Source organism: Breznakibacter xylanolyticus, from assembly GCF_003254275.1.
Lineage (GTDB): Bacteria > Bacteroidota > Bacteroidia > Bacteroidales > Marinilabiliaceae > Breznakibacter > Breznakibacter xylanolyticus.
In genome coordinates, this window is record NZ_QKZK01000018.1 from 13,173 (window position 1) to 33,582 (window position 20,410).

16 protein-coding genes and 2 tRNA genes are annotated in these 20,410 nt (G+C 46.0%); 6 read left to right on the forward strand and 12 right to left on the reverse strand.

Going from position 1 to position 20,410, the window contains the following annotated elements:
- Window positions 1-18: 18 nt before the first annotated feature.
- From LX69_RS11195 to trpS, 8 genes are all read right to left on the reverse strand, one after another.
- Window positions 19-504 (reverse strand): hypothetical protein, encoded by a 486-nt coding sequence (locus tag LX69_RS11195; RefSeq protein WP_146260715.1) that lies wholly within the window; start codon window positions 502-504, stop codon window positions 19-21.
- A gap of 239 nt (window positions 505-743) precedes the next feature.
- Window positions 744-1,763, reverse strand: a complete 1,020-nt coding sequence (locus LX69_RS11200; RefSeq protein ID WP_146260716.1) for a hypothetical protein — start codon at window positions 1,761-1,763, stop codon at window positions 744-746.
- 524 nt (window positions 1,764-2,287) lie between these two features.
- Window positions 2,288-3,502: a site-specific integrase gene (locus LX69_RS11205; RefSeq protein WP_111446147.1), complete on the reverse strand. Its 1,215-nt coding sequence runs from the start codon at window positions 3,500-3,502 to the stop codon at window positions 2,288-2,290.
- Window positions 3,503-3,748: 246 nt separating this feature from the next.
- Window positions 3,749-3,833 (reverse strand) — tRNA-Ser (locus LX69_RS11210).
- Between the two features lie 169 nt (window positions 3,834-4,002).
- Window positions 4,003-5,067: a diphosphomevalonate/mevalonate 3,5-bisphosphate decarboxylase family protein gene (locus LX69_RS11215; protein ID WP_111446148.1), complete on the reverse strand. Its 1,065-nt coding sequence runs from the start codon at window positions 5,065-5,067 to the stop codon at window positions 4,003-4,005.
- Window positions 5,064-5,984 (reverse strand): GYDIA family GHMP kinase, encoded by a 921-nt coding sequence (locus LX69_RS11220; RefSeq protein WP_111446149.1) that lies wholly within the window; start codon window positions 5,982-5,984, stop codon window positions 5,064-5,066. Before LX69_RS11220 ends, LX69_RS11215 begins: the two co-directional genes overlap by 4 nt.
- A 147-nt stretch (window positions 5,985-6,131) precedes the next feature.
- The gene (locus tag LX69_RS11225) at window positions 6,132-7,124 is read right to left on the reverse strand and encodes a beta/alpha barrel domain-containing protein (protein ID WP_111446150.1); all 993 of its coding nucleotides are present in this window, start codon (window positions 7,122-7,124) and stop codon (window positions 6,132-6,134) included.
- Window positions 7,125-7,302: 178 nt separating this feature from the next.
- On the reverse strand, window positions 7,303-8,304 hold the full coding sequence (gene trpS, locus LX69_RS11230) for a tryptophan--tRNA ligase (RefSeq protein WP_111446151.1): 1,002 nt from the start codon (window positions 8,302-8,304) through the stop codon (window positions 7,303-7,305).
- A gap of 1,030 nt (window positions 8,305-9,334) precedes the next feature.
- Here trpS and LX69_RS11235 point away from each other — a divergent pair.
- The 4 genes from LX69_RS11235 to LX69_RS11250 all read left to right on the forward strand — a co-directional run bounded on the left by LX69_RS11235 (window position 9,335) and on the right by LX69_RS11250 (window position 16,035).
- Window positions 9,335-12,667 carry a two-component regulator propeller domain-containing protein gene (locus tag LX69_RS11235; protein WP_170124345.1) on the forward strand — a complete coding sequence of 1,111 codons (3,333 nt, stop codon included), beginning with the start codon at window positions 9,335-9,337 and terminating at the stop codon, window positions 12,665-12,667.
- An 81-nt stretch (window positions 12,668-12,748) separates the two neighbouring features.
- Window positions 12,749-12,819 (forward strand) — tRNA-Cys (locus tag LX69_RS11240).
- 350 nt (window positions 12,820-13,169) lie between these two features.
- A complete protein-coding gene (locus tag LX69_RS11245) occupies window positions 13,170-13,676 on the forward strand; it encodes a YfiR family protein (protein WP_111446153.1) in 507 nt (168 codons plus the stop codon).
- Window positions 13,677-13,701: 25 nt separating this feature from the next.
- On the forward strand, window positions 13,702-16,035 hold the full coding sequence (locus LX69_RS11250; protein ID WP_170124346.1) for a TonB-dependent receptor plug domain-containing protein: 2,334 nt from the start codon (window positions 13,702-13,704) through the stop codon (window positions 16,033-16,035).
- Between the two features lie 371 nt (window positions 16,036-16,406).
- Here the strand turns inward: LX69_RS11250 and LX69_RS11255 are convergent, their stop codons facing one another.
- Both LX69_RS11255 and LX69_RS11260 read right to left on the reverse strand, forming a co-directional pair.
- Window positions 16,407-17,393, reverse strand: a complete 987-nt coding sequence (locus LX69_RS11255) for an MATE family efflux transporter (protein WP_111446155.1) — start codon at window positions 17,391-17,393, stop codon at window positions 16,407-16,409.
- 3 nt (window positions 17,394-17,396) lie between these two features.
- Complete coding sequence (locus tag LX69_RS11260; protein WP_111446156.1) at window positions 17,397-17,792, reverse strand: MATE family efflux transporter; 396 nt, start codon at window positions 17,790-17,792, stop codon at window positions 17,397-17,399.
- 284 nt (window positions 17,793-18,076) lie between these two features.
- On the opposite strand from LX69_RS11260, the gene LX69_RS11265 reads away from it, so the two are divergent.
- Together LX69_RS11265 and dusB are read left to right on the forward strand one after the other, a co-directional pair.
- Entirely contained in the window at window positions 18,077-18,523 is a 447-nt protein-coding gene (locus LX69_RS11265) for a phospholipase (RefSeq protein ID WP_111446157.1), read from the forward strand.
- 97 nt (window positions 18,524-18,620) lie between these two features.
- The gene (dusB, locus tag LX69_RS11270; RefSeq protein WP_111446158.1) at window positions 18,621-19,622 is read left to right on the forward strand and encodes a tRNA dihydrouridine synthase DusB; all 1,002 of its coding nucleotides are present in this window, start codon (window positions 18,621-18,623) and stop codon (window positions 19,620-19,622) included.
- A 5-nt stretch (window positions 19,623-19,627) separates the two neighbouring features.
- Here the strand turns inward: dusB and LX69_RS11275 are convergent, their stop codons facing one another.
- Both LX69_RS11275 and LX69_RS18370 read right to left on the reverse strand, forming a co-directional pair.
- Window positions 19,628-20,146: a helix-turn-helix domain-containing protein gene (locus LX69_RS11275; protein WP_111446159.1), complete on the reverse strand. Its 519-nt coding sequence runs from the start codon at window positions 20,144-20,146 to the stop codon at window positions 19,628-19,630.
- Complete coding sequence (locus LX69_RS18370) at window positions 20,143-20,361, reverse strand: DUF4160 domain-containing protein (RefSeq protein WP_111446193.1); 219 nt, start codon at window positions 20,359-20,361, stop codon at window positions 20,143-20,145. Before LX69_RS18370 ends, LX69_RS11275 begins: the two co-directional genes overlap by 4 nt.
- Between the last annotated feature and the right edge of the window lie 49 nt (window positions 20,362-20,410).

The window sequence follows — 20,410 nt, forward strand, 5'->3', positions numbered from 1 at the left end:
ACAATTCACATGATAATTTCATAACCCAAATTCAAAAATCGAAGGATTGGGAGTGACGGTTTTGTTTAACTCATTTAAATTCACGATCTTGACTTTGTAAAAATTAAAGCCTCCCAATTCGGAATTGTCAATGATATTAACTAAAGTACAGTTTTGAGGTATGGGTTTAAATTCCAAACTGAAATTGAAGGATTCTTTTTCTTTTAACTGATATTTATTGGGATAGACTGTTGCTGCATTTGACTTTATCAAATAGTACTTGCGTTTGGTTGCACAGTCTTGGATATAAAGAGAATCTGATAGACTAATTATAAGAGTTGAGTCACTATTGATATAAGGAGATTTCACATTAAACTCAACCATTGTTTTTTCTTTACCAATTGATACTCTGGTAATTTTGCAGTGGCTGCTGTTACATCGTTTTGTGTGCGTATTTGATTTGTATTGTGCCAAAGCAAATAATGTTGAGGATGCTAATATTAAGGCTAATAGGTATTTATTCATATTGCTTATTCAGTGCTGTTTTGCTTTGGTTAAATAGAAAACACGTAAAGGGAGCGAGATTAGAGATATTTAAAAGAGTACCTACAACCTTAGTTTGTGGGTGGAAGCTGAGATGATTTACCATCGGCGAAAAGTTTATAACGTGTACCGATATTGTCGATGCATTTCAAGTTGTGTGGCATTGAATGGTGAAATAATCGGAATACAAAAGAATTAAATATCAATAAATTATAGCTCACTCAAAAGCCATCGATTAGCTTTTTTGTATTTGCAAAGTTTTCATTTTTGGCTTTCTCTACTGCTTTTTTAAGAATATTTTGCTCGTTAACTCTGTTAAACGAATTAAATGAACCTCTATTGGCAAACATGCTAATATTAATATCCCAAGTATCATTGAAGTTGTAATCAGAGAACGCAACAACGGTTTCACCATTATACTTACGCATTTCAGCAACAGATGTTTCAATCATCCTATTCCTTGCGTAGTCAATTTTTAAAAAAATTGAACTTTCCCATGATGATGTCATTTTTAAAGTTTCATAATATTCTAATTGCAATTTACAAGCTTGAGGTTTTTCGCGGTTTGTAAAATCTCTAGTGAGGTCACTGATGTATACTTGTATTGGGTTAATTGACGATTCTTGTTGTGTATGCGATAAATCAGATAGCAATGAAGATAAACTTTCTCGAGTTGGTTTTTTATCTTTGAAATTGTAAGTCATAAACAAAGATGTATTGCTTAATTTTTTATCGACTATTGTTAATGGTTTATAATTAGGGAGTCCCAATAGTTTTATGAAATTTCTTTGTAAGACATAAGGACTGCCTTCATTTGCGGTACTAAGAAATTCACACGTTTTAATACCAACTTTACCATTAATTACTACCCCTATTAATTTGTCGTATTCAAAGGCTAATAAAACAGTATGCCAGCTTATATCTTGGAAACTAAAAGAATTCTGATAAAATCCAACACTAAATTGATTATCGATCCTTTCAAGAGTAATACATTCATGCAGAAGTTTGCTGTTCATACCAAATTGAAACCCTTTTAACCCATTTAATATTTCAAGATTTTGCACATTCCCAATTTCCTTAATTTTATAACTATTAGAGATACTGTCTACAAGAAGAACGCAATTATCGGATGCAGTCGCCAGAGATTTTTTTTCAAAACTATTGCAACTTATTAATTGCAACAGACACAGAAGAATAGACATCGATGCATAACAATATCTATTTGTAGTATTCTTCTCCATTCGTAAATGCATGTTAAGTATTTTCAGTGCAATGATTGATACAATCATTCTAAAATTAAAATGAAATAATCAATAAAATTAACAAAAATATGAAGTCTGGATAAACCGGAATGTACACCAGTGATATAATTTATGAAAATGGAATGATTCGGTCACGATAATATGCAGTAGTGGAGATGAAAGCTGATGCTTAGAATATTTTTAATTAAGATTTTTATGAAAAATATGGGTACTGCAAATACAACTTGGAGAAATAAACATGAAAAACGTGTTTGAGGGGTAGAGAAAGGTGAACGAAAAATAGTTAAAAGACAGCGAAACAATAGATTCTATCCTTAAATGTTCAGTTAAAGCTTACGTTGTCATTGAAAAAGGTCACTAATAGTTCATAATATCTGATGAAAGGTCGCGGAAAGTTCAAAATTGGTCGCAAAAGGTTGAAAAAGCTTCAGTTTGCTTGATTTTGCTTAATAAAAAGCAGGCTACAATTGTCATTGGGGTATTGTAGCCTGTTTTTTTTAGCTTTAATACAGGTTTTTAATTTTCTGCATATTTTTCTTAATTAATACTTCCGTTGTTTTGGCGTATCGTTGTGTCATTTTTGTGTTTGAGTGTCCTAAAGTTTTAGAAACGACTTCAATGGGGATGTTATTCTCAAGCGCTATTGTTGTTGCAAATGTATGTCTGGCAGTGTGTGTTGTTATCGGCTTGTCAATACCGCATATATCAGCAATTTCTTTGAGATATGCATTCATTTTTTGATTGCTTAGCACTGGCAATAAATATCCATTTTCTTTTAATTCCGGGAAACGTTGATATTTTCTTAATATTTTTTGAGCAGCTTTAATGACATAAATGGTGCTCATCTGATTGGTTTTTGTTCTCTTTTTATGAATCCAAGTTATTCCTTCCTTATCTATTTCTAAATGTTCTTTTTTGAGCGTTTTTACATCAGAGAATGCTAAACCGGTAAAGCAACAAAATAGGAAAACATCTTTTACTTGAGCAATTCTTGGGATTGATATGTCTTTGTTGATCATCTTATCCAGCTCTTCTTGAGTAAGATAAATGGCATCTATTTGTTTGAGTTTGAATTTAACAGATGCAAATGGATCATTTTTCAACCAATTATTAGCTAAGGCAATTCGGACAATCTTCTTAAAATTCTTAAGATACTTAACCGTAGTATTATGCGAACAATTTCTGATCGTTTTTAAATATAATTCATATTGCTTTACGAATTGTTGATTGAGTTCATTCAATGGTAAATCTTCTCGTTGATATTGCCATTTGATGAAGTCATGGGTGTGCATATAGCTTGTTTCATAACGTTGAATTGTTCCTTGTGCAAAATCGATGTTGAGTAGTTGCTTCGCGTTTGAGTTATGTTCGTCAAATATTTGAAGGATTGTACGTTTCTTTTCTTTCTTGCCAGCAATTTTTTCGATGACAATTCTTGAGTTGATTTCTCCATCTTCACTGTCGAGATAGTCAATGATGGTATTAATTCGTTTTTTAAGTTGAATGATTGTCTTGTTGATTTCATTCGAATTGGGTCTTCCTTCAATGACTTTTTGTTCTTTTTCTGACCAATTGTAGGGGAGGGTACTCAGCTTTAATCCGAATTCAGCTCTTTCCTGGTTGATGGTTAGCCTCAAAAAAATCGGTGCTTCTCCACTTTTTAAGAGCTTAGTTCTTTTAATAAAGAACAAAATTGTTGCATCAATTTGTTGTCTCATGGTAATAATTTTAGGATGTTAAAACTATCGCAATGAGTTTTATTTCAGCAATTTAAATCTAAGTCATTGGATGCATTTCGATGTTTTTCAATCCTTCAGGTGGACTAAAATTCACAAAAAGTTAGTCCACCTAAAATCCACCAAAAAAAGGGTGTTTATAGCCTTTTTTTGCACCAATCTGCACAAACAAAAAATCCAGTAAGTGTTGACTTACTGGATTTTGCATTGTTTTGCATTTCTTATCAGCGGAGAGAGAGGGATTCGAACCCCCGGAACCTCGCAGTTCAACGGTTTTCAAGACCGCCGCAATCGACCACTCTGCCATCTCTCCAAGGTTATCGCGTTTGATAACGGTTGCAAAAGTAGAGGTTTTTTTGATTTCTCCAAGTACTCGCCCCAATTTTTTTATCATTTTTTTATCCCTCGGGGATGTCATGCATCCGGTCATCGTCAACAACCTCCCACCAGGCATCCCTCCACGGGCAACAGCCCCCAATCCGTCAATTCACAAGCACGGGTTGAGGGCCGGCACCAATGTCATCGTGACACACCGATGCAATATCCGCATCGATCAGGAATTCTTCATCCACCCACTTTACCACTTGCGCTTTGTGCGAAAGGGGGTAAAGCAAATGCAGGCAGGCATGCACATCCAGCGTGTAGCACACCGGCACCGATGTGAGGCTGCGGTATTGCTGCACCTTGGCAAAAAGCACATAAAGCCGTTCCAGCACCGACGCCGAGGCCAAGGCCGTCTGCTCCATCAAAGCCAGCATCTCGGTGGCTTCCTGCTCACACAGGCGAGCAAACACTGAAAAATCACCTTGCTTGAGGGCATCCACCAGCTCTTGAGTGTTCTCACAGGCTCGCGCCGCACGCATCGCCGTGAGCGCCGATGCATCATTTACATGGGGAATCACCGGAATGACCCGGCATGGAGTGTCGTTGTGTAATAACACACGCGTATCGCCCAACGCATGTAACGAGGGGTGTACCAAATCGTTAATCGAATAAGCCGAATCGTCGGTCGACAACCCCACGTAGGGCGTCCGACCCCATATCATCCATCCGCCATGCATGGAACGGCAGGCACTGCCATAACCAAGGCGCGCCAGGGAGCCGGCCTCGTCGGGACGGGGCCACTTTTCGTCGCCCTGCAAGCGGTGATGCAACTGCACCAGACAAAGCGCCAACGAACTGACAATGGCAGCCGTCATCGATCGAATGGATTGCCGGGAGCACTCGCCCGATGAACTCACATCGTAAACATACCCACGCAATATTGGATAACGTTCAAAAACATATTGAAAAAAGGGCTTGAGCAAAATATCCATCATGGCCTCGGGCTCGCCATTCCACAAAAAAGAAAAAGGAACCGCATCCGTACGCTTTCGCAGTCGAAAATCGACACGCGTGGTCGCTGCGCAACGATTGAGCGTAAAACTCACCGAGGGATTCACCGGCAATTGAAGCCCCAGTTGCCCCCACTGCTTCACCACGGCCACATTCGTGGGACTTTTCCAGGCAACCGGCTGTAGGTTATATGCATCATTTAAACTACTCATGACTCGACATTTAAAACCAATTCGCGATAAGGAAACAACACGTCAAGCCCCTTATTGGCAAAATAATCCGATATGCGGGCATGCTCCCAATCACTGGCCACCAGGGCAAAATCACTCCCCCAAAGTCCCAACGATTTTACCGAGCCCACAAAGTCAGAAAAGAAGCGCTGTTTTACCGGTGTTTCACCAATATACTCACCAACAATGCGCTCATGCTCATCCATCAACGCTCTGAAAGTAGAAGCATCGCCACAACTTACCATGTGATGACTCAGCAACGACACGCGACTCACCAATCGGACATCGGGAGTGACGTAATCATTATCGTGCCCCAATCGATAGGAATGCATTTGTCCCTGCCCCAGAAACAGAAACCAAAGCTCATCGGCAAACCCGGGACAAAAAGTAACCTGTTGCACATGCGGTTGATGTCCTTCGCGGCAATATAAAATGGGATGATGACTCAGCACACAGGCAATGTCGTAATTAGAGGCTTCCTTGGTGATGGCCGAAAGCTGAAAGGGGTCGATACCCATCCACCGCGACACATTGACAATAAGAGTTGTGGCGTTGCCAAATCCCCAATCGGGATCAAAATCAATGCGCGTGACCACAAACTTGCGGTTAAAAAAATCATCTCCTTTATGCGACATTCGGCGGGCTTTATCAAGAATCTCGGCCAGGAGCAATGCCCGTTCGTCATCCATTGATGAGAGTAACCCCAGGCTTGACGAAAAACGTGCCTCCATACAAAGCTGGTCGTTACAGTAGCTTTGCCACACAAGCCCTTCATCGGCACCTTCGGTCACTTGAAAATATTGCCCTCGCCGTAAAGGCACAGCCAGGGCAACAGCACCATGCGTCATCAAATATTCACCCGAAAGCAACACCTTTCCATGGCTATAGGACTCTTTCATGCGCGAGGGGTTGGTTCAACATCCGGCATTGGGGAATGCCACCACGCTGTTTATCAGCAGGACATCAACCCCATTTGCCATCCACAAATTACGACGGCATCGTTAAAGATGCAACCATAAAGAACACCTCCCGGCAAACAATCCGCTTCAACGCACTTTCAGAAAGGCATCGGCCAACATCCAGCTTTTTTGCAGGGCAGACACAAAATCACGCAAAGGAGCCTCGCCCTGATCGGCAAACTTTAAAAACCGGGCACCCATGCCATACACCGCAGGAAGCACCGAAGTGCGCACCAATCGATAACCATGAAGCGGCGAAGTGATGCCGCCCGAAATAATCAACTCAGGAAAACGAGTGGCGGCATTGTCCACAATCAGTCCATTGACACAGGCCAACATCTCGTCGGGAGAGTGTCCCACATGCGCGAACGAATCAAATATCTCACGCAAAACATCACCGTCGCGCAGCATTTCCAGGCGAGAGAAGTTCGTACCGCCCAAAGCGCCAAACTCAATGGCCTGAATGGGCATTTGCAGCAAACGGCGCAAACTGGCAGGCCCCATCCCCTGGCCCACCTCCTTCACAATGACGCGCAAAGTGGTCTGTTTGAGGAATTCATCTAAAATATCGACCGGGGCAAGTTCCAACCGATCGCCCTCGGGTTGAAAAGCCTCCTGCAAGGGGTTAATGTGAATGATCACACCATCGGCACGTAAGAGTGTCACCAATTGCTCAATCTCAGAAAACCGTTGCGACTGAAGCATCTTTTCGAGCTGGCAAATCCCGAGGTTGGCATACAGAGGCACCTCATCACCCATGAGGGTACGCACATCAAAATCGGGCAAAAAACGCTCGTCGTCCAACAATATGCGACACGACCCCAGCCCCATCCCCATCCCGAACTCGCCACAAACGGCAGCCAAGCGGCGGTTGATAACACCCGAACGCTCACTCCCACCCGTGAGGCTGCTTACCCACACCGGCAGACGCATGCTTTTACCGGCAAAAGCAAACGGTTGAAGTTCACCAATGGGATGGGCACTCAACAAAGGCTCATAATCGAACCCGGTGTCAGCGTCACGGGCATCTATCCGAGAGGCAAAGGCCAACTGCAAATGCTCTTTTTTACGGTCTTCCATGCTTTACAAGCGGTTTGGTGGTATGAAAACCAAATATCGGTTTATTTTTTTAATTCCCGCCATCGGGGCGTATCCACACGCATTAAATGCACCACGATGGCTGAGAAAGACAACAAAAAAACCGTTAACGCACACATAAAGTGTGCATTAACGGCAAAAAAAAAAAAAAAATGCTCCTTTAAAACTTCTTGATTCCGATGATGTCGCGTACCTCCTGAACTGTTTGTGATGCACTGGCAGCCGCTTTTTCGCGTCCCATGTTCACCACCTTACGAATGTAGGCATCGTCGGACAATATAGATTTGATGCGATCGCGCATGGGCTCGGTAAAGGCAATGATGTCAGCAGCCAGCTGCTTTTTCATGTCGCCGTAACGAATCGCGCAATTGTTATAATCTTCTTCAAACTTAGTCACCACATCAGATGCCGACACCACCTTGAGGAGGGTAAACAAGTTCTCGATGTAAACAGGCTTCAACTGGTTGGGTTCGGTAGGCCCGCTGTCGGTCAGTGCACGCATCACTTTCTTTTGAATCTCTTTAGGTTCATCGGTAAAAAAGATGGCATTGCCTTCACCCTCCGACTTACCCATTTTACCGCTGCCGTCGAGCCCTGGTATTTTAACCAACTGCTCACCAAAATTAAAAGCCTGCGGTTCGGGGAAGAAATCGACATTATACATGCGATTAAAGCGATTGGCAAACTGACGGGTCATCTCCAAATGCTGCTCCTGATCCTTGCCCACAGGAACTTTTTTGGCTTTATGAATGATGATGTCCGCCGCCATCAACGTGGGGTAAGTCAACAATCCGGCATTGACATTATTGGGCTGTTGACGGGCTTTCTCCTTAAATGACGTACACCGCGAGAGCTCGCCCAGATAAGCGTTCATGTTCAAAAAGAGATACAACTCAGCCGTTTGAGGGATGTCGCTTTGCAAATAAAGCGTTGCCTTTTCGGGGTCGATGCCGGCAGCCAAATAATTGGCCAGCACCCGCCGCACATTCCCGTGCAAATCACTTGGCGTGGGATGCGTGGTAAGTGAATGATAATCGGCAATAAAGAAATAACACTCATGCGTTTCCTGCATGGCGATAAAGTTCTTCATAGCTCCAAAATAATTTCCCAGGTGCAAATCGCCGGTGGGGCGAATGCCGCTTACAACAATCTCCTTTTTCATCGATAAAAAAGTATCAAGATATGAGGTTCAAGACACAAGACTTTGAATACAAAAAAACGTATTCGTATTGGTCTTGAACTTCATGAATGTTTTAAATTAACATCATATCAACCGAATCGGGTTTCTGTCAATGGAGCCCGGAAACCCTACGCTTGATCCGATGCGTTGCAAAAATACTTTTTCGGCATCCAACGACAAATTTTTTCAATGGGTTTTTAAAAAACACGGAATCAACGAGGTTTTCGAAAATTACACGGAGAAAATAACAGTTGAAGAGTGGAGGAGTTGAGGAGTTGAGAAGTGTAAGAGTGGAGGAGTGTAAGAGTGGAGGAGTGGAGGAGAGTAAAAAAAGTGCAAGAGTGCATGAGTACCATCATCTAATTGCTATTACAACTTTTAACTCAATGCCCTTAAGTTAAGCCTGATAGGGCGATAAGCAGTAGCAATGGGCATCGCCCAACGATGAATGCAAATTCAATCTTAGAGTCTGAAAGGGCATAGGCTTACGCCCTTTGACTTCGTCGATTTTCAATTCAGGGCTTGAGTTCATTTTCTACATTTAACAGGGCTTTGCCCTGCTCTATTGCTGACGCCCCATCGGGGCTTAACTAAACGACATTGTATCTTAATTTCTAATTCGTGGACAAATAAACACCGAATAAACAGACAATTACAAACAGATGACATAAATCTCTGTGCTACTCAGAGTCTCCTCAGCAACTCTGTGACATTATCCGCAGCAATAACCTGAACTTGCCCCAAACACCGGCTCAATTCATCGACAAAAAAAGTACAATCGTGTAATGAGACCTGAAGCCATGACAAAAAAACTCCCACATTGACTCTGAATGTCATAAATTTAGAGGAGCCACCCACCGCATTAATTGAGAATACCGACAAGCTTGTTGAATAAGATAAAAAGGTCAATGGTGTGACAAAAAAGAAGATGCAAAATATTTTGCAGAAAGTCTCTTGATGGACTAAAAGAACGACAATGTTGCGATGCCTTATCATATTGCTGTCTTTCACGATGATTCCCCTGACATGGAGCCAATCGTCGGGATTTCAATTTAATTCGCTCGACAAAGAAGACGGACTGGCCGGTAACAATACCCGCTGCTTTTTGAAAGACAGCAAGGGGTTTATATGGATTGGCACCGCCGAAGGTCTGAGTCGGTACGATGGTTATACCTTTAAAAATTACACACATAACCTTAGTGACAGTAGCAGCTTACGCGACAACAACATCAACGCGATTGCGGAAGCACCCGACGGTCGGTTTTGGATAACCGCCGGCGATTATTTCGAAATTTTTGACCCTCGTACCGACCGTTTCGATCACTCACAAACCTTGTTCGACGAGCAATTGCAAATTCCCCTTGTCAGCCGCACAGCCTTTGCCACCGATGATGCAGGCAACATTTGGATTGGCAACACCTCCATCGGATTATTCAGGTATCATCAGCAACTAAAAATAGTTGAGAAAATCAGTACGGCCACCCCTGGTCACGTGCATCCCACCGATACCATCACCGCCATTAAGGCCGACACTGACGGCAATATATGGGTGTGTGATTATCGGGGACAAGTGCTCTGCTTTTCACCAAACGGAGTTATTGTCAAACAAGTGCAAATTCCACAGCTTCCCAATAACTTTCCACAACTGTTTATCGACCACCAAAACACCATTTGGATTTACGACATGAACAGCAATTATGGCCTGTTGCGTTATCTCCCCAGTACAGGTGGCCTCAGCATGGTAAGTCATGAAAGCACGAAAGGCCGCTTGCAAAGCAACATAGTTACATCAGTCATTGATGTGAACGACGAAAATATTTGGGTGGGAACCGACCATGGCGGCATTCAGGTCATCAATAAAAACACATTGAACATCAGCCACATAAAGTCACACCCACACCGCAAACGCAGCCTATGCAGCAACTCGATCACAAATATTTATCTCGACAGGGAAGGGTTTATCTGGATTGGATCGTTCAAAAAAGGGTTCAGCTACTACCACCCCGGCCTGTTCAATTTTAACCTGTACCAAATAAACCTGGATCATAGCAGTTGTGATGCCCTAAACGACGTGGATAACTTTGCCGAAGATGCCTCAGGCAACTTGTGGATTGGTACCAACGGTTCGGGGCTCGTTTACTACAACCGTAAAAATGACACATTCACTCAGTACAAACATGACCCGAACAATGTCAACAGCCTTAGCAACGATACCGTTATAGGGATGCACATGGATCGACGGGGGCGATTGTGGGCCGGCACATACATGGGCGGACTGGTGTGCTACGACCAGGGACGATTTACGCGTTTTCTCAACAACCCGGACAAACCCCTGTCATTATCCGACAACCGGGTGTGGGACATCTGCGAAGACCGTGACGGCATGCTATGGGTCAGCACTTTGCAAGGCGGCATCACCATCATCGACCCCCATAAGAACGCTGTGGTAAAGGTCATCAAAGGGCTTGATTCCCCATTGAGAAGTTATGTGGTGTTCGACATCAACAAGGGACGGCTGGGAGAATTGTGGATTGCCACCGTGGACGGTCTGAGAATGTACAATCCCGACAAAGATGCATGGCAATATTACGACCAACAATCGAGCATCAAACTAAGTCACAACACCGTGCGAACCAGTATTGAGGATCATAGCGGATTAATTTGGATTGCCACAGCCGATGGCCTCAACCTGCTGGATCGGGCAACGGGAAACATCACAGTGCTGCGCACCGACGATGGACTGCCATCCAACAATATCCTCACCCTGCTGGAGGACAACCAGGGGCGCATTTGGATGAGCACCACACACGGCATCTCCATGGCCGAACGGAAAAACATCAACAACATTGACCACGTTCACTTTACCAACTTCGACGATAAAGATGGCTTGCAAGGCAAAGTATTCAACGAAAAGTCGGCCTTTAAAACCCGTCAAGGGGAAATGATATTCGGGGGCAGTCAGGGTTTCAACATTTTTGACCCCGACAAGGTGGCACTGCAAAACCTACATGCCAACACCGAGATCACCGACTTTCAGGTGTTCAACCAAAGCATCACGCCGGCCATCGCCATCGATGGACACATCTTTTCGGATCAAACCATTGCCTACACTTCGGTGGTGGAATTGGAACATCAGTTCAACCTGTTCAGCATTGAATTTGCCAGCCTCAACTTTTTCTTCCCCGAACGTCGCAAATATCAATACTTGCTTGAAGGTTTTCAGAACGACTGGCTTACCACCGAAAGTAGCAATCGCCGCATTACTTACACCAACCTCAACCCGGGTCTTTACACCTTTAAGGTAAAATCGACCAACACCGACGGGAGCTGGAACGACACATACAGCAGCCTGCAAATTAAAATATTACCCCCCTGGTGGGACACACTTCTATTTAAAATCCTGGCCGTTTCCGCAGTTTTGGCGCTGATGATTGTGGCCTACTACGCCAGATTCTACTCCATACAGCACCAAAAAAGAAAACTCGAGCAACAAGTGACTGAACGCACCCGCCAACTCAACGACCTGAACCGCGAGCTGACCATTCAACAAGCCGAAATAAGCCTGCAAAACAGGGAGCTGACCGACCATCGAACCCATCTGGAAGAGATGGTTGAAAAAAGAACGGCCGAACTGGAGAAAGCACTCCTGAAAGCCGAAAGTGCCGACCGTCTCAAATCAGCATTCCTGGCCAACATGTCGCACGAAATACGCACGCCCATGAATGCCATCTTTGGGTTCTCGGCTTTGCTGCGCGACTCGGAAATCACTCCGGAAGAAAACAATCGATTTATCGACATCATTCAATCGAGCTGCGACACCTTGCTGGTGATTATCAACGACATCCTGGACATCTCAAAAATTGAAGCCAACCAACTGGAAATCAACAAACGGAAAAGTAACATCCACGACATTTTCAGGGAAATGGAGAATTATTACGCACTACAAACCGCCAACGAGGTGAAAATCATTTGTGACATCAACCACCATACCACCAATCACGAGATTAATACCGACCCCATCCGCCTACACCAAATTATTGTGAACCTGATAAATAATGCCATCAAATTCACCCATCAGGGCGAAATACACTACGGGTACATCGACCAGGGCGACATCCTGCGTTTTTATGTGTCGGACACAGGGATTGGCATCGACCCGAAAAATTTTAATGACATTTTTAAGGAATTCAACAAGCTGGAGCCAACCAACACCAAGTTCTACAAAGGAGCCGGCCTTGGGCTCTCTATCGCAAAGAAACTGACTGAATTACTGGGTGGACACATCTGGCTCGAATCAACACCTGGAGTGGGTAGTACCTTTTATTTCACCCTCCCAAACGCATAATCACGGCACTATTTTTTTGCACGAAACAACATTTCGTTTTGCGTGAAACAAAAAAGTGATATATTTGCACCGCTAAAGCACGGTCGGTTGGCCGAGTGGTTAGGCAACGGTCTGCAAAACCGTGTACGGCGGTTCGAATCCGCCATCGACCTCAGCAAATCCTCGTTGATTGATTCAACGGGGATTTTTTTTGCGATAAGGCAACCATTGTGTAAAAACTCCCGGGATGCTTCAAACACCCACATCACCGGAGGATGATATCAATAGAATATTCCGCGAATTCCTTGGCATGGCCATGCAACGAACATCCCCCGTAAAATTTTTAAATCCGTGGGATTTGCTTTTCTTGAGCAAAATTGCACAAATAACAACTCCACATTAAATCATCACCCATCAGCCAAAAAAAGTGTTGTTGCATACGCTGAACTTCTTATATTTGGTGCAACCTTTTTTAACCCACCAGTTTCGCTACAATTACTCACCTAAATAGATTGATGAAAGTATGAGAAAGAGTGTGATGGTGTGGCTATTAGCCTTTTTATTGGCGCCGGCAGTCCATGCGCAACAGGACATGTTCAAGGCGCTGTTTTTGTACAATTTTACCAAGAACATTGAGTGGCCGCCTGCCTACCAGCAAGGCGAATTTGTCATTTCTGTGTTGGGAAATGATGGCATCAGCGATGAGTTATCCAAGCTGATGGCCAACAAAAAAATCAACAACCAGGAAATCAAAATCACGCAGCTCACCAACCTGTCGGCGGCGCCCAAGGCACACATTGTGTTTGTCTCCCCCTCAAAAAGCGGTAGTTTGGCCGCGGTCATGAGCTACTACAAGGGCAAACCGACCCTGATTGTGGCGCAAAAAGAGAATGGCTGCCGCGATGGTGCAGGCATCAACTTCGTGGTGGTAGACGGTAAAATCAAATACGAGATTTGCCCCCGTCACAATCAGACTCAAGGCCTGCTCGTGAATCAGAAACTAATGTCCTTAGGAATTGTCACAGAATAACCACACTCACGGAATGCAACAAACAATGAAAAAACTAATTATATCATGCCTGATTCTTGTGATGGGAATCAGCCAGCTCACCGCACAGGAAAAAACATCACTCAATGTCAACACCATGACGCGCAACGATGTCATGAATCTGACCATCGACGACCTATCGTCGCTGCCCATCGAAGATCTGATGAAGGTGATTGAAATTGCAGGCGTGTCGTCAGCCGACGAACTGTATGCGATGCTGAACAAGAACCTCTCATCGGCATCTAAAAAAACCGAGAGCCAACTGGAATCACCTCTCTCAACCACAGTAATTTCGCACCAGGAACTCATTGCCTCGGGCGCCACCTGCATCGAAGAAGCGTTGCGCATGGTACCCGGTGTCATTGTGCGCCAAAAAACCAACGGTAACTTCGATGTGCACCTGCGTGGCAACGACAACCTACCCACCAATAACATGCTTATCTACTCCGAAAACACCAAAACACTGGTGATGGTCAATGGTCGCCCCGTGTTTAACTACGCCTTTGGTGGCATCATGTGGGAAACCCTCCCGGTGAACTTCGACGAGATTGACCGCATTGAAGTGGTGCGTGGCCCGGCCAGCGCCCTTTATGGCCCCAATGCCGTGAGCGGAGCCATCAACATCATCACCAAATCAACCCAAAACGCCACCAACCTGGTTAACGGCAACTTTCAGGGCGGAACCCGACTGATGAACGGAAGCCTGGGCCTGCAAAAAGCCATCAACAACAAGATGAGCTTTGGCATCAACGGAAACTTTGAGAAACGCACAAGGGATGATGAGAAAATTTATTTGTTCCCAACATCAATCGGGGATCAAATCTTTGAAGGTGGATACTTCACTACTGACGAATATGACAAAGTGCAAATAGGCCAAACAGGCATCAACCTAAAAGATAAAAACGATAAAATCACCGACCTGTTTGAGGACATCAACATTGCCCGTCGCACAGCCGGGGTAAACGGCCAGTTTGAATACGCACCCACGGCCAACACCAACATCAACTTCACCACGGGTTTTCAGGATTCGTATGCCAACACCTCCACCATGGGTGACCCGGCCACGTCGATGGGCGGACGAAAATCGACCACCGGCTATGCCGACATCACGGCTCAGCTGCATCACCTGATGCTGAAAGCCAACGGAACCATGGGAAAACAGGATTTTGCCACCGGCGATGAAGGCTTCCAGGTGGATATGCAACAAATGAACCTGACGGCCGAGTATGACTGGCAATACAAAAGCCTTACCGTACGTCCCGGCATCAACTACCAATACGTAAGCTACAACGATGAAGATTACCTCACCACCCTGGGAACCGGTTACTTCAATGGCAAAAAGGAGATGAATACCCTGGCCGGAAGCGTGCGTTTTGATTACGTCATGTTCGACCGTTTGCGACTGATTGCCGCCCTGCGTGCCGAAAAATACGACAAACCCGACAAATGGACCGGCTCATGGCAGTTCGTAGGTTCCTACTCATTAACCGGGAATCAGACTGTGCGTGCCGTGTACTCACGTGCCAACCAATCGGCGTTTATGATTAACACCGAATCGAATTACCTTTGGGAGATCACCAACCGACCCTTCCCCGACAAAATTTTGTTCGGAGGCAACGACAGCTACAATTTGATGCAGATGGACATGTTTGAAATCGGCTACCGTGTGAAACCCTCCAAAACGGTGATGATTGATGTAGAAGGTTATTACAACATCAGCAAGAACTTTGGAGCATTGATGCCTCAACAAACCTCCATTGTAAACCTGGGAAGTACAGACTCACCGATTATCATCCCTTACTATGTGGCCATCAACTACCGCAACTTCGACCTTGAAGCAACACAGTTGGGCGCCTCGGTGAACGTCAACTGGATTGTCTCTCCTAAATTGATGGTTAAAGGCCACATCAACTGGCAAGAAACAAAACTTGACAACTATCTGGCTGTAAGTCGTGATTACGTTATTGGTTATCAAACGATGGCTGCAGCAATGTCAAATTCCGGATCATCAGACGCCTACCCCACCGAGCTTCAAAACAACGTGACCTACAAATACACCCCGGCCATCTACGGCAACCTGGGCATCGACTATCGCCCGTGCGAAAAGGTTCAACTGTATGCCGATGCCAACTACATCGACAAGCAGACCTTTGCCAATCAATACGGCACGGTTGAATTGGATGCGAAAGTACTGGTGAACCTCAAGGCCACCTACAAGTTCAACAACCATGTGTCGGTGTTTGCCAACGGACGCAACCTGCTCAACAACACCGACCGCGAATTTGGTTACATGGATCAGATCGGAGCCATGTACCTGGGGGGTCTGAACGTGAAGTTTTAAAAAACTTCTGAATGTTTTTAGAAATAAACGCAGAGGCGCGAAGGCGCTAAGATTTTCATGGCGCTGACGTTTAGAAGGGTGAATTCTCATCATTCATTTATCTAAAACAGAAACTCATAAGCGTTTAGTCACAACCTCAGCCATCAACACAAAGCCGGATTCCTCTCACGACGAATCCGGCTTTTATTTTGAATCCCCACATCCTCTCAAAGGAAACCTTGGATTGATTTCGTCCTATTTTCAGATGATGCCTCTGCACTTTCGCACTCTTGCACTCTTGCACTTTCCCCCAATAATCCCTGCTCTTTTCCCACTCCTCCCCCTTGGGGAGGACGGGTGGGGCTTCCTCTGAGAAGTCCGGGCGGGGCTTCCTACGCCACCACCTTAATTTTCTTCCATTTTCCGCTTCTGAATCGCCAAATGAGTGCCACACAAAAGAGCAAAAAGATGATCACCAAAGCCAGCCATCCCATCAATGCCGACATATCGAGCAAATTGAACATCACATAAAGCACCGGCACAAACAACCAGTGCGCCGACACCGACAAAATCATGGTGAAATGCGTGTCGCCGGCACCGCGCAGTGCCCCCACCAGAGCCACCATCACGGCTTCGGAAAGCACATAGAGCGAGGCCAGCCGAATCATGCCCACAGCTAAGGGAATGGACTGATCGAAAGTGGCGTCGGGGGTATTGGGGCGAAACAGTTCGACCAACAGATTGGGGAAAAACACGAAAAAGACAAACACCACCATGGTAAATCCGATGCCAATGAAGATGGCAGAGATGGCCGATCGCTGCGCCAACGCAGGCTGCCCGGCACCCATGTATCGTCCCACCAGACTGGTGACGGCAATTTCGATACCCAGCAACGGGATAAAGGTCACCAAATCCCAGTTGAACATGATGGTGCTGGCAGTGCCCACCACCATTCCACGACTGTGAAAAAGCATGATCATGGCCGAGAAAGCCATGAAATTGAGCAACATCTCAACCCCGGCCGGTAAGCCGAACCATACCAGCTTGCGCATCACGCCCCAATCGAGACGCCACGAACGCCCCACGGCAAACACCGCACGGTTGTAGCGGCTCAGGTAGGCCATCAGGAAAATGACCACAGCCACAGCACTGCCACACAGAGTGGCAATGGCCGCCCCCTCAATGCCCATGGCCGGCAATCCAAACTTGCCAAATATCAGCACGTAATCGAGCACCACATTCACCACCAATGCCCCCAGCGTGGCCACCATCACCACTTTGGTTCGCCCAATACCCGAAAAATAACAGCTCAGGCTGTTGCGCACCAGGCTGATGACGGCTCCATAAATCAGGATGTTGAAATAACTGATTTGATGCACAGCCTACTCGGCAGGGATCTCGCTCAAATGAATGAGCCACTTGCCCAATGGCTGTGCCAACATGATGAGCGGTGCGGCGACCAGCGATATGAGAATGGCCTGCGTGGTCACCACGGGCGACATGCGCTTTTGTTGCGCTCCCAGGTATTGCGCTACCAAAGCCGTGGAATATCCCGTGAGACCGATAAAAAAGAACATGAGCGTCTGCACCATCACCCCGCCACCCAAGGCCGCGTTCATTTGCGCCGAACTGAGTTGCGCCAGAAATAAGCGGTCGGTAAATATCATGATGCCATCGCTGGCCGTGGCCGCAATCATGGGCAATGCCAGGTGCATCATCTCTCGTATGCCACCGGGGCCGGGAAAACGTGCTTTCAGTCGTTGTAATAAGGAAAACATAAAACAGGTGTTAATTCAATGCCATTGAATGGGTATGAATCGGGGGAAGAGAAGAAGATCGTTAGATTTTAGACAGACAGATGAGACTGTAGAGACTCAGAAAACAAATCTAAAAAATTGATCTCCTTTATATGATCGACCTCCGTCATCTCATATCAACAAACAAAATGGTGAGTTATTTGAAGCACGAAAGTTAAGGATAAGATGCCCACGATGAGAGAATGCAATCTTTTTTAACCTTCGGCATCATGATGGCAACCCGCTTTTCTTATTAATTTTGCGCCATGATTATTGTGATTGTCATTGGATTGATTGTGGCCGCCCTGGCGATAGCCTTTGTGGTCACCAAACTGCAAGGCCTTGCCGCAGGAAAAAAGAAGCTAACACCTCAAGGAACCGAAGCGACAGAACCCATAATCGCCGCTGCTGAAAACGACAACCGCCCGGCCGACTGTTGCGGCGCTCACGAGGTATGCGAAAGCGACTCCCTGCTGAGCTCATCGGACAGCATCGAGTATTATAACGACGAGGAGCTGGATCGTTTCAGAGGCTATAAACCCGAACAATACAACGAGGCTGAAGTCGAGGAATTTCGCGAGGTGCTCTACACCCTCATGGAGCGCGAAGTGGCCAACTGGCTCAAAAGCCTGCAACTGCGCCAAATTAACCCGCCCATGGTGATTCGCGACGAAGCACTGATGATTGTGGCCGACCGGAGGTTCAATGCGTAATTGCTTTTTTTAAACGCTGAGATGCAGAGGCGCAGAGCTGTTGGTAAGCATCAATAACCGTTGACTTTAGCCAACGGACAACAAAAAATCCCATCCCGTGAAAATAGGAACATTAGACCTTGGCCGGCACCCCCTGCTGCTGGCTCCCATGGAAGACGTCACCGACCTGTCGTTTCGTCGTCATTGCAAGAAATACGGTGCCGACCTCATGTACACTGAGTTTGTGGCAGCCGATGCCCTGGTGCGCAACATCGACAAAACGTTGCGCAAGATGACCATCGACGCAGCCGAGCGTCCCGTGGGCATCCAGATATACGGTCACGAGATTGAACCCATGGTGGAGGCGGCCAAAATTGCCCGCGAAGCCAACCCCGAACTCATTGACATCAATTACGGCTGCCCGGTGAAGAAAATTGCCCACCGTGGCGCCGGCGCCGGCATGCTGCGCGACATCCCCAAAATGATTAAGATGACCGAGGCCATTGTCAAGGCAGTGGACATTCCCGTGACGGCCAAAACAAGGCTGGGATGGGACGAGTCGTCGAAACAAATCGTAGAGGTGGCCGAACGCCTTCAGGACACCGGCATTGCCGCCCTTACCATCCACGGTCGCACCCGTGCCCAGATGTACACCGGCGAGGCCGACTGGACCCTCATTGGTGAGGTGCGCAACAATCCCCGCATGACCATCCCCATCATTGGCAACGGCGACGTGTTTTCGCCCCAGCGCGCCAAGGAGAACCTGGAGCGTTACGGTGTCGATGCCCTCATGATTGGCCGTCCCTCTATCGGGCGACCCTGGATTTTCAGGGAAATTAAGCACTACCTGCAAACGGGCGAGCTGTTGCCGCCACCCACCATCGAAGAACAGGTGGCCATGGTGAAACAGCAGTTGTGCGACTCGGTGGACTGGCTCGACGAACGGCGCGGCATCCTGCACATGCGCCGTCACCTGGCCGTCACCTTCAAGGGATTGCCCAACTTTCGTCCCTACAAAATCAAGCTGCTGCAAACCGAAAGCCTGCCCGACCTGCTCACCATTCTCGATCAGGTGAAACACGAGTTTGCCGGGCTTCACTCCTCCTTCGACGGGGAGTGACGATGTTACGTGATCTGCAACTGCAGTTTCTTACCCAGACCTGATTCCACAATACGCCTCAACGTTGACAATTCGATATCAGACTTATTGTTCTCGAATCGTGAAATGTAAAACCGAGAGGTTCCGGCCTTTTGAGCCAGCTCATCTTGTGTCATCCCGGCTTTAATTCTTGCCCGACGTACCATGTCGCCGAATGTATCAACAACCAAATCGGATGGTTCGCTGAGATGATATAAAACATCCGGCCCGATTTCATACGGGGTATCCACCTCATCCCCGGATTCATCGAGCAACCGGGTCGAAAGATTTGGCCATGACAGGGTTTGGTTACGGAGCGTCACTTGCTGAAATACGGATACATCGAAAAGCTGATATTCAATATCATTGACATCAACACCCCATCGGGTCAATATCTGATTAAAATCCAACAAACGAGTTTCACCGTTATTGAACATGACGTAAACCCGGAGACCCTCCATCTGTTCAATTTTTAAAATCCTTGGCAGCTTCACATTTTTTCTCATAACCGTGGATTTAAGCGTTTAAAGTTCTCTAAAAGTAATGTCTGATTTGCCCCTGCCCAATCCATCACCTTTTTTAATTGAGATTTAGGGAGGTGACCGAGATAAACTTCGAGATCCTGAATGGTGATTAATGCCTCAAAACCTGCATAAACGGCATGAAAATGAGGTGGCGGATGCTCTCGGGAGTATAAATCAATCTTGATGGAATCGATGATTTTTACGGTCGCATTTTATTTCAAAGTTACCAAATTAGACAACAGTGCG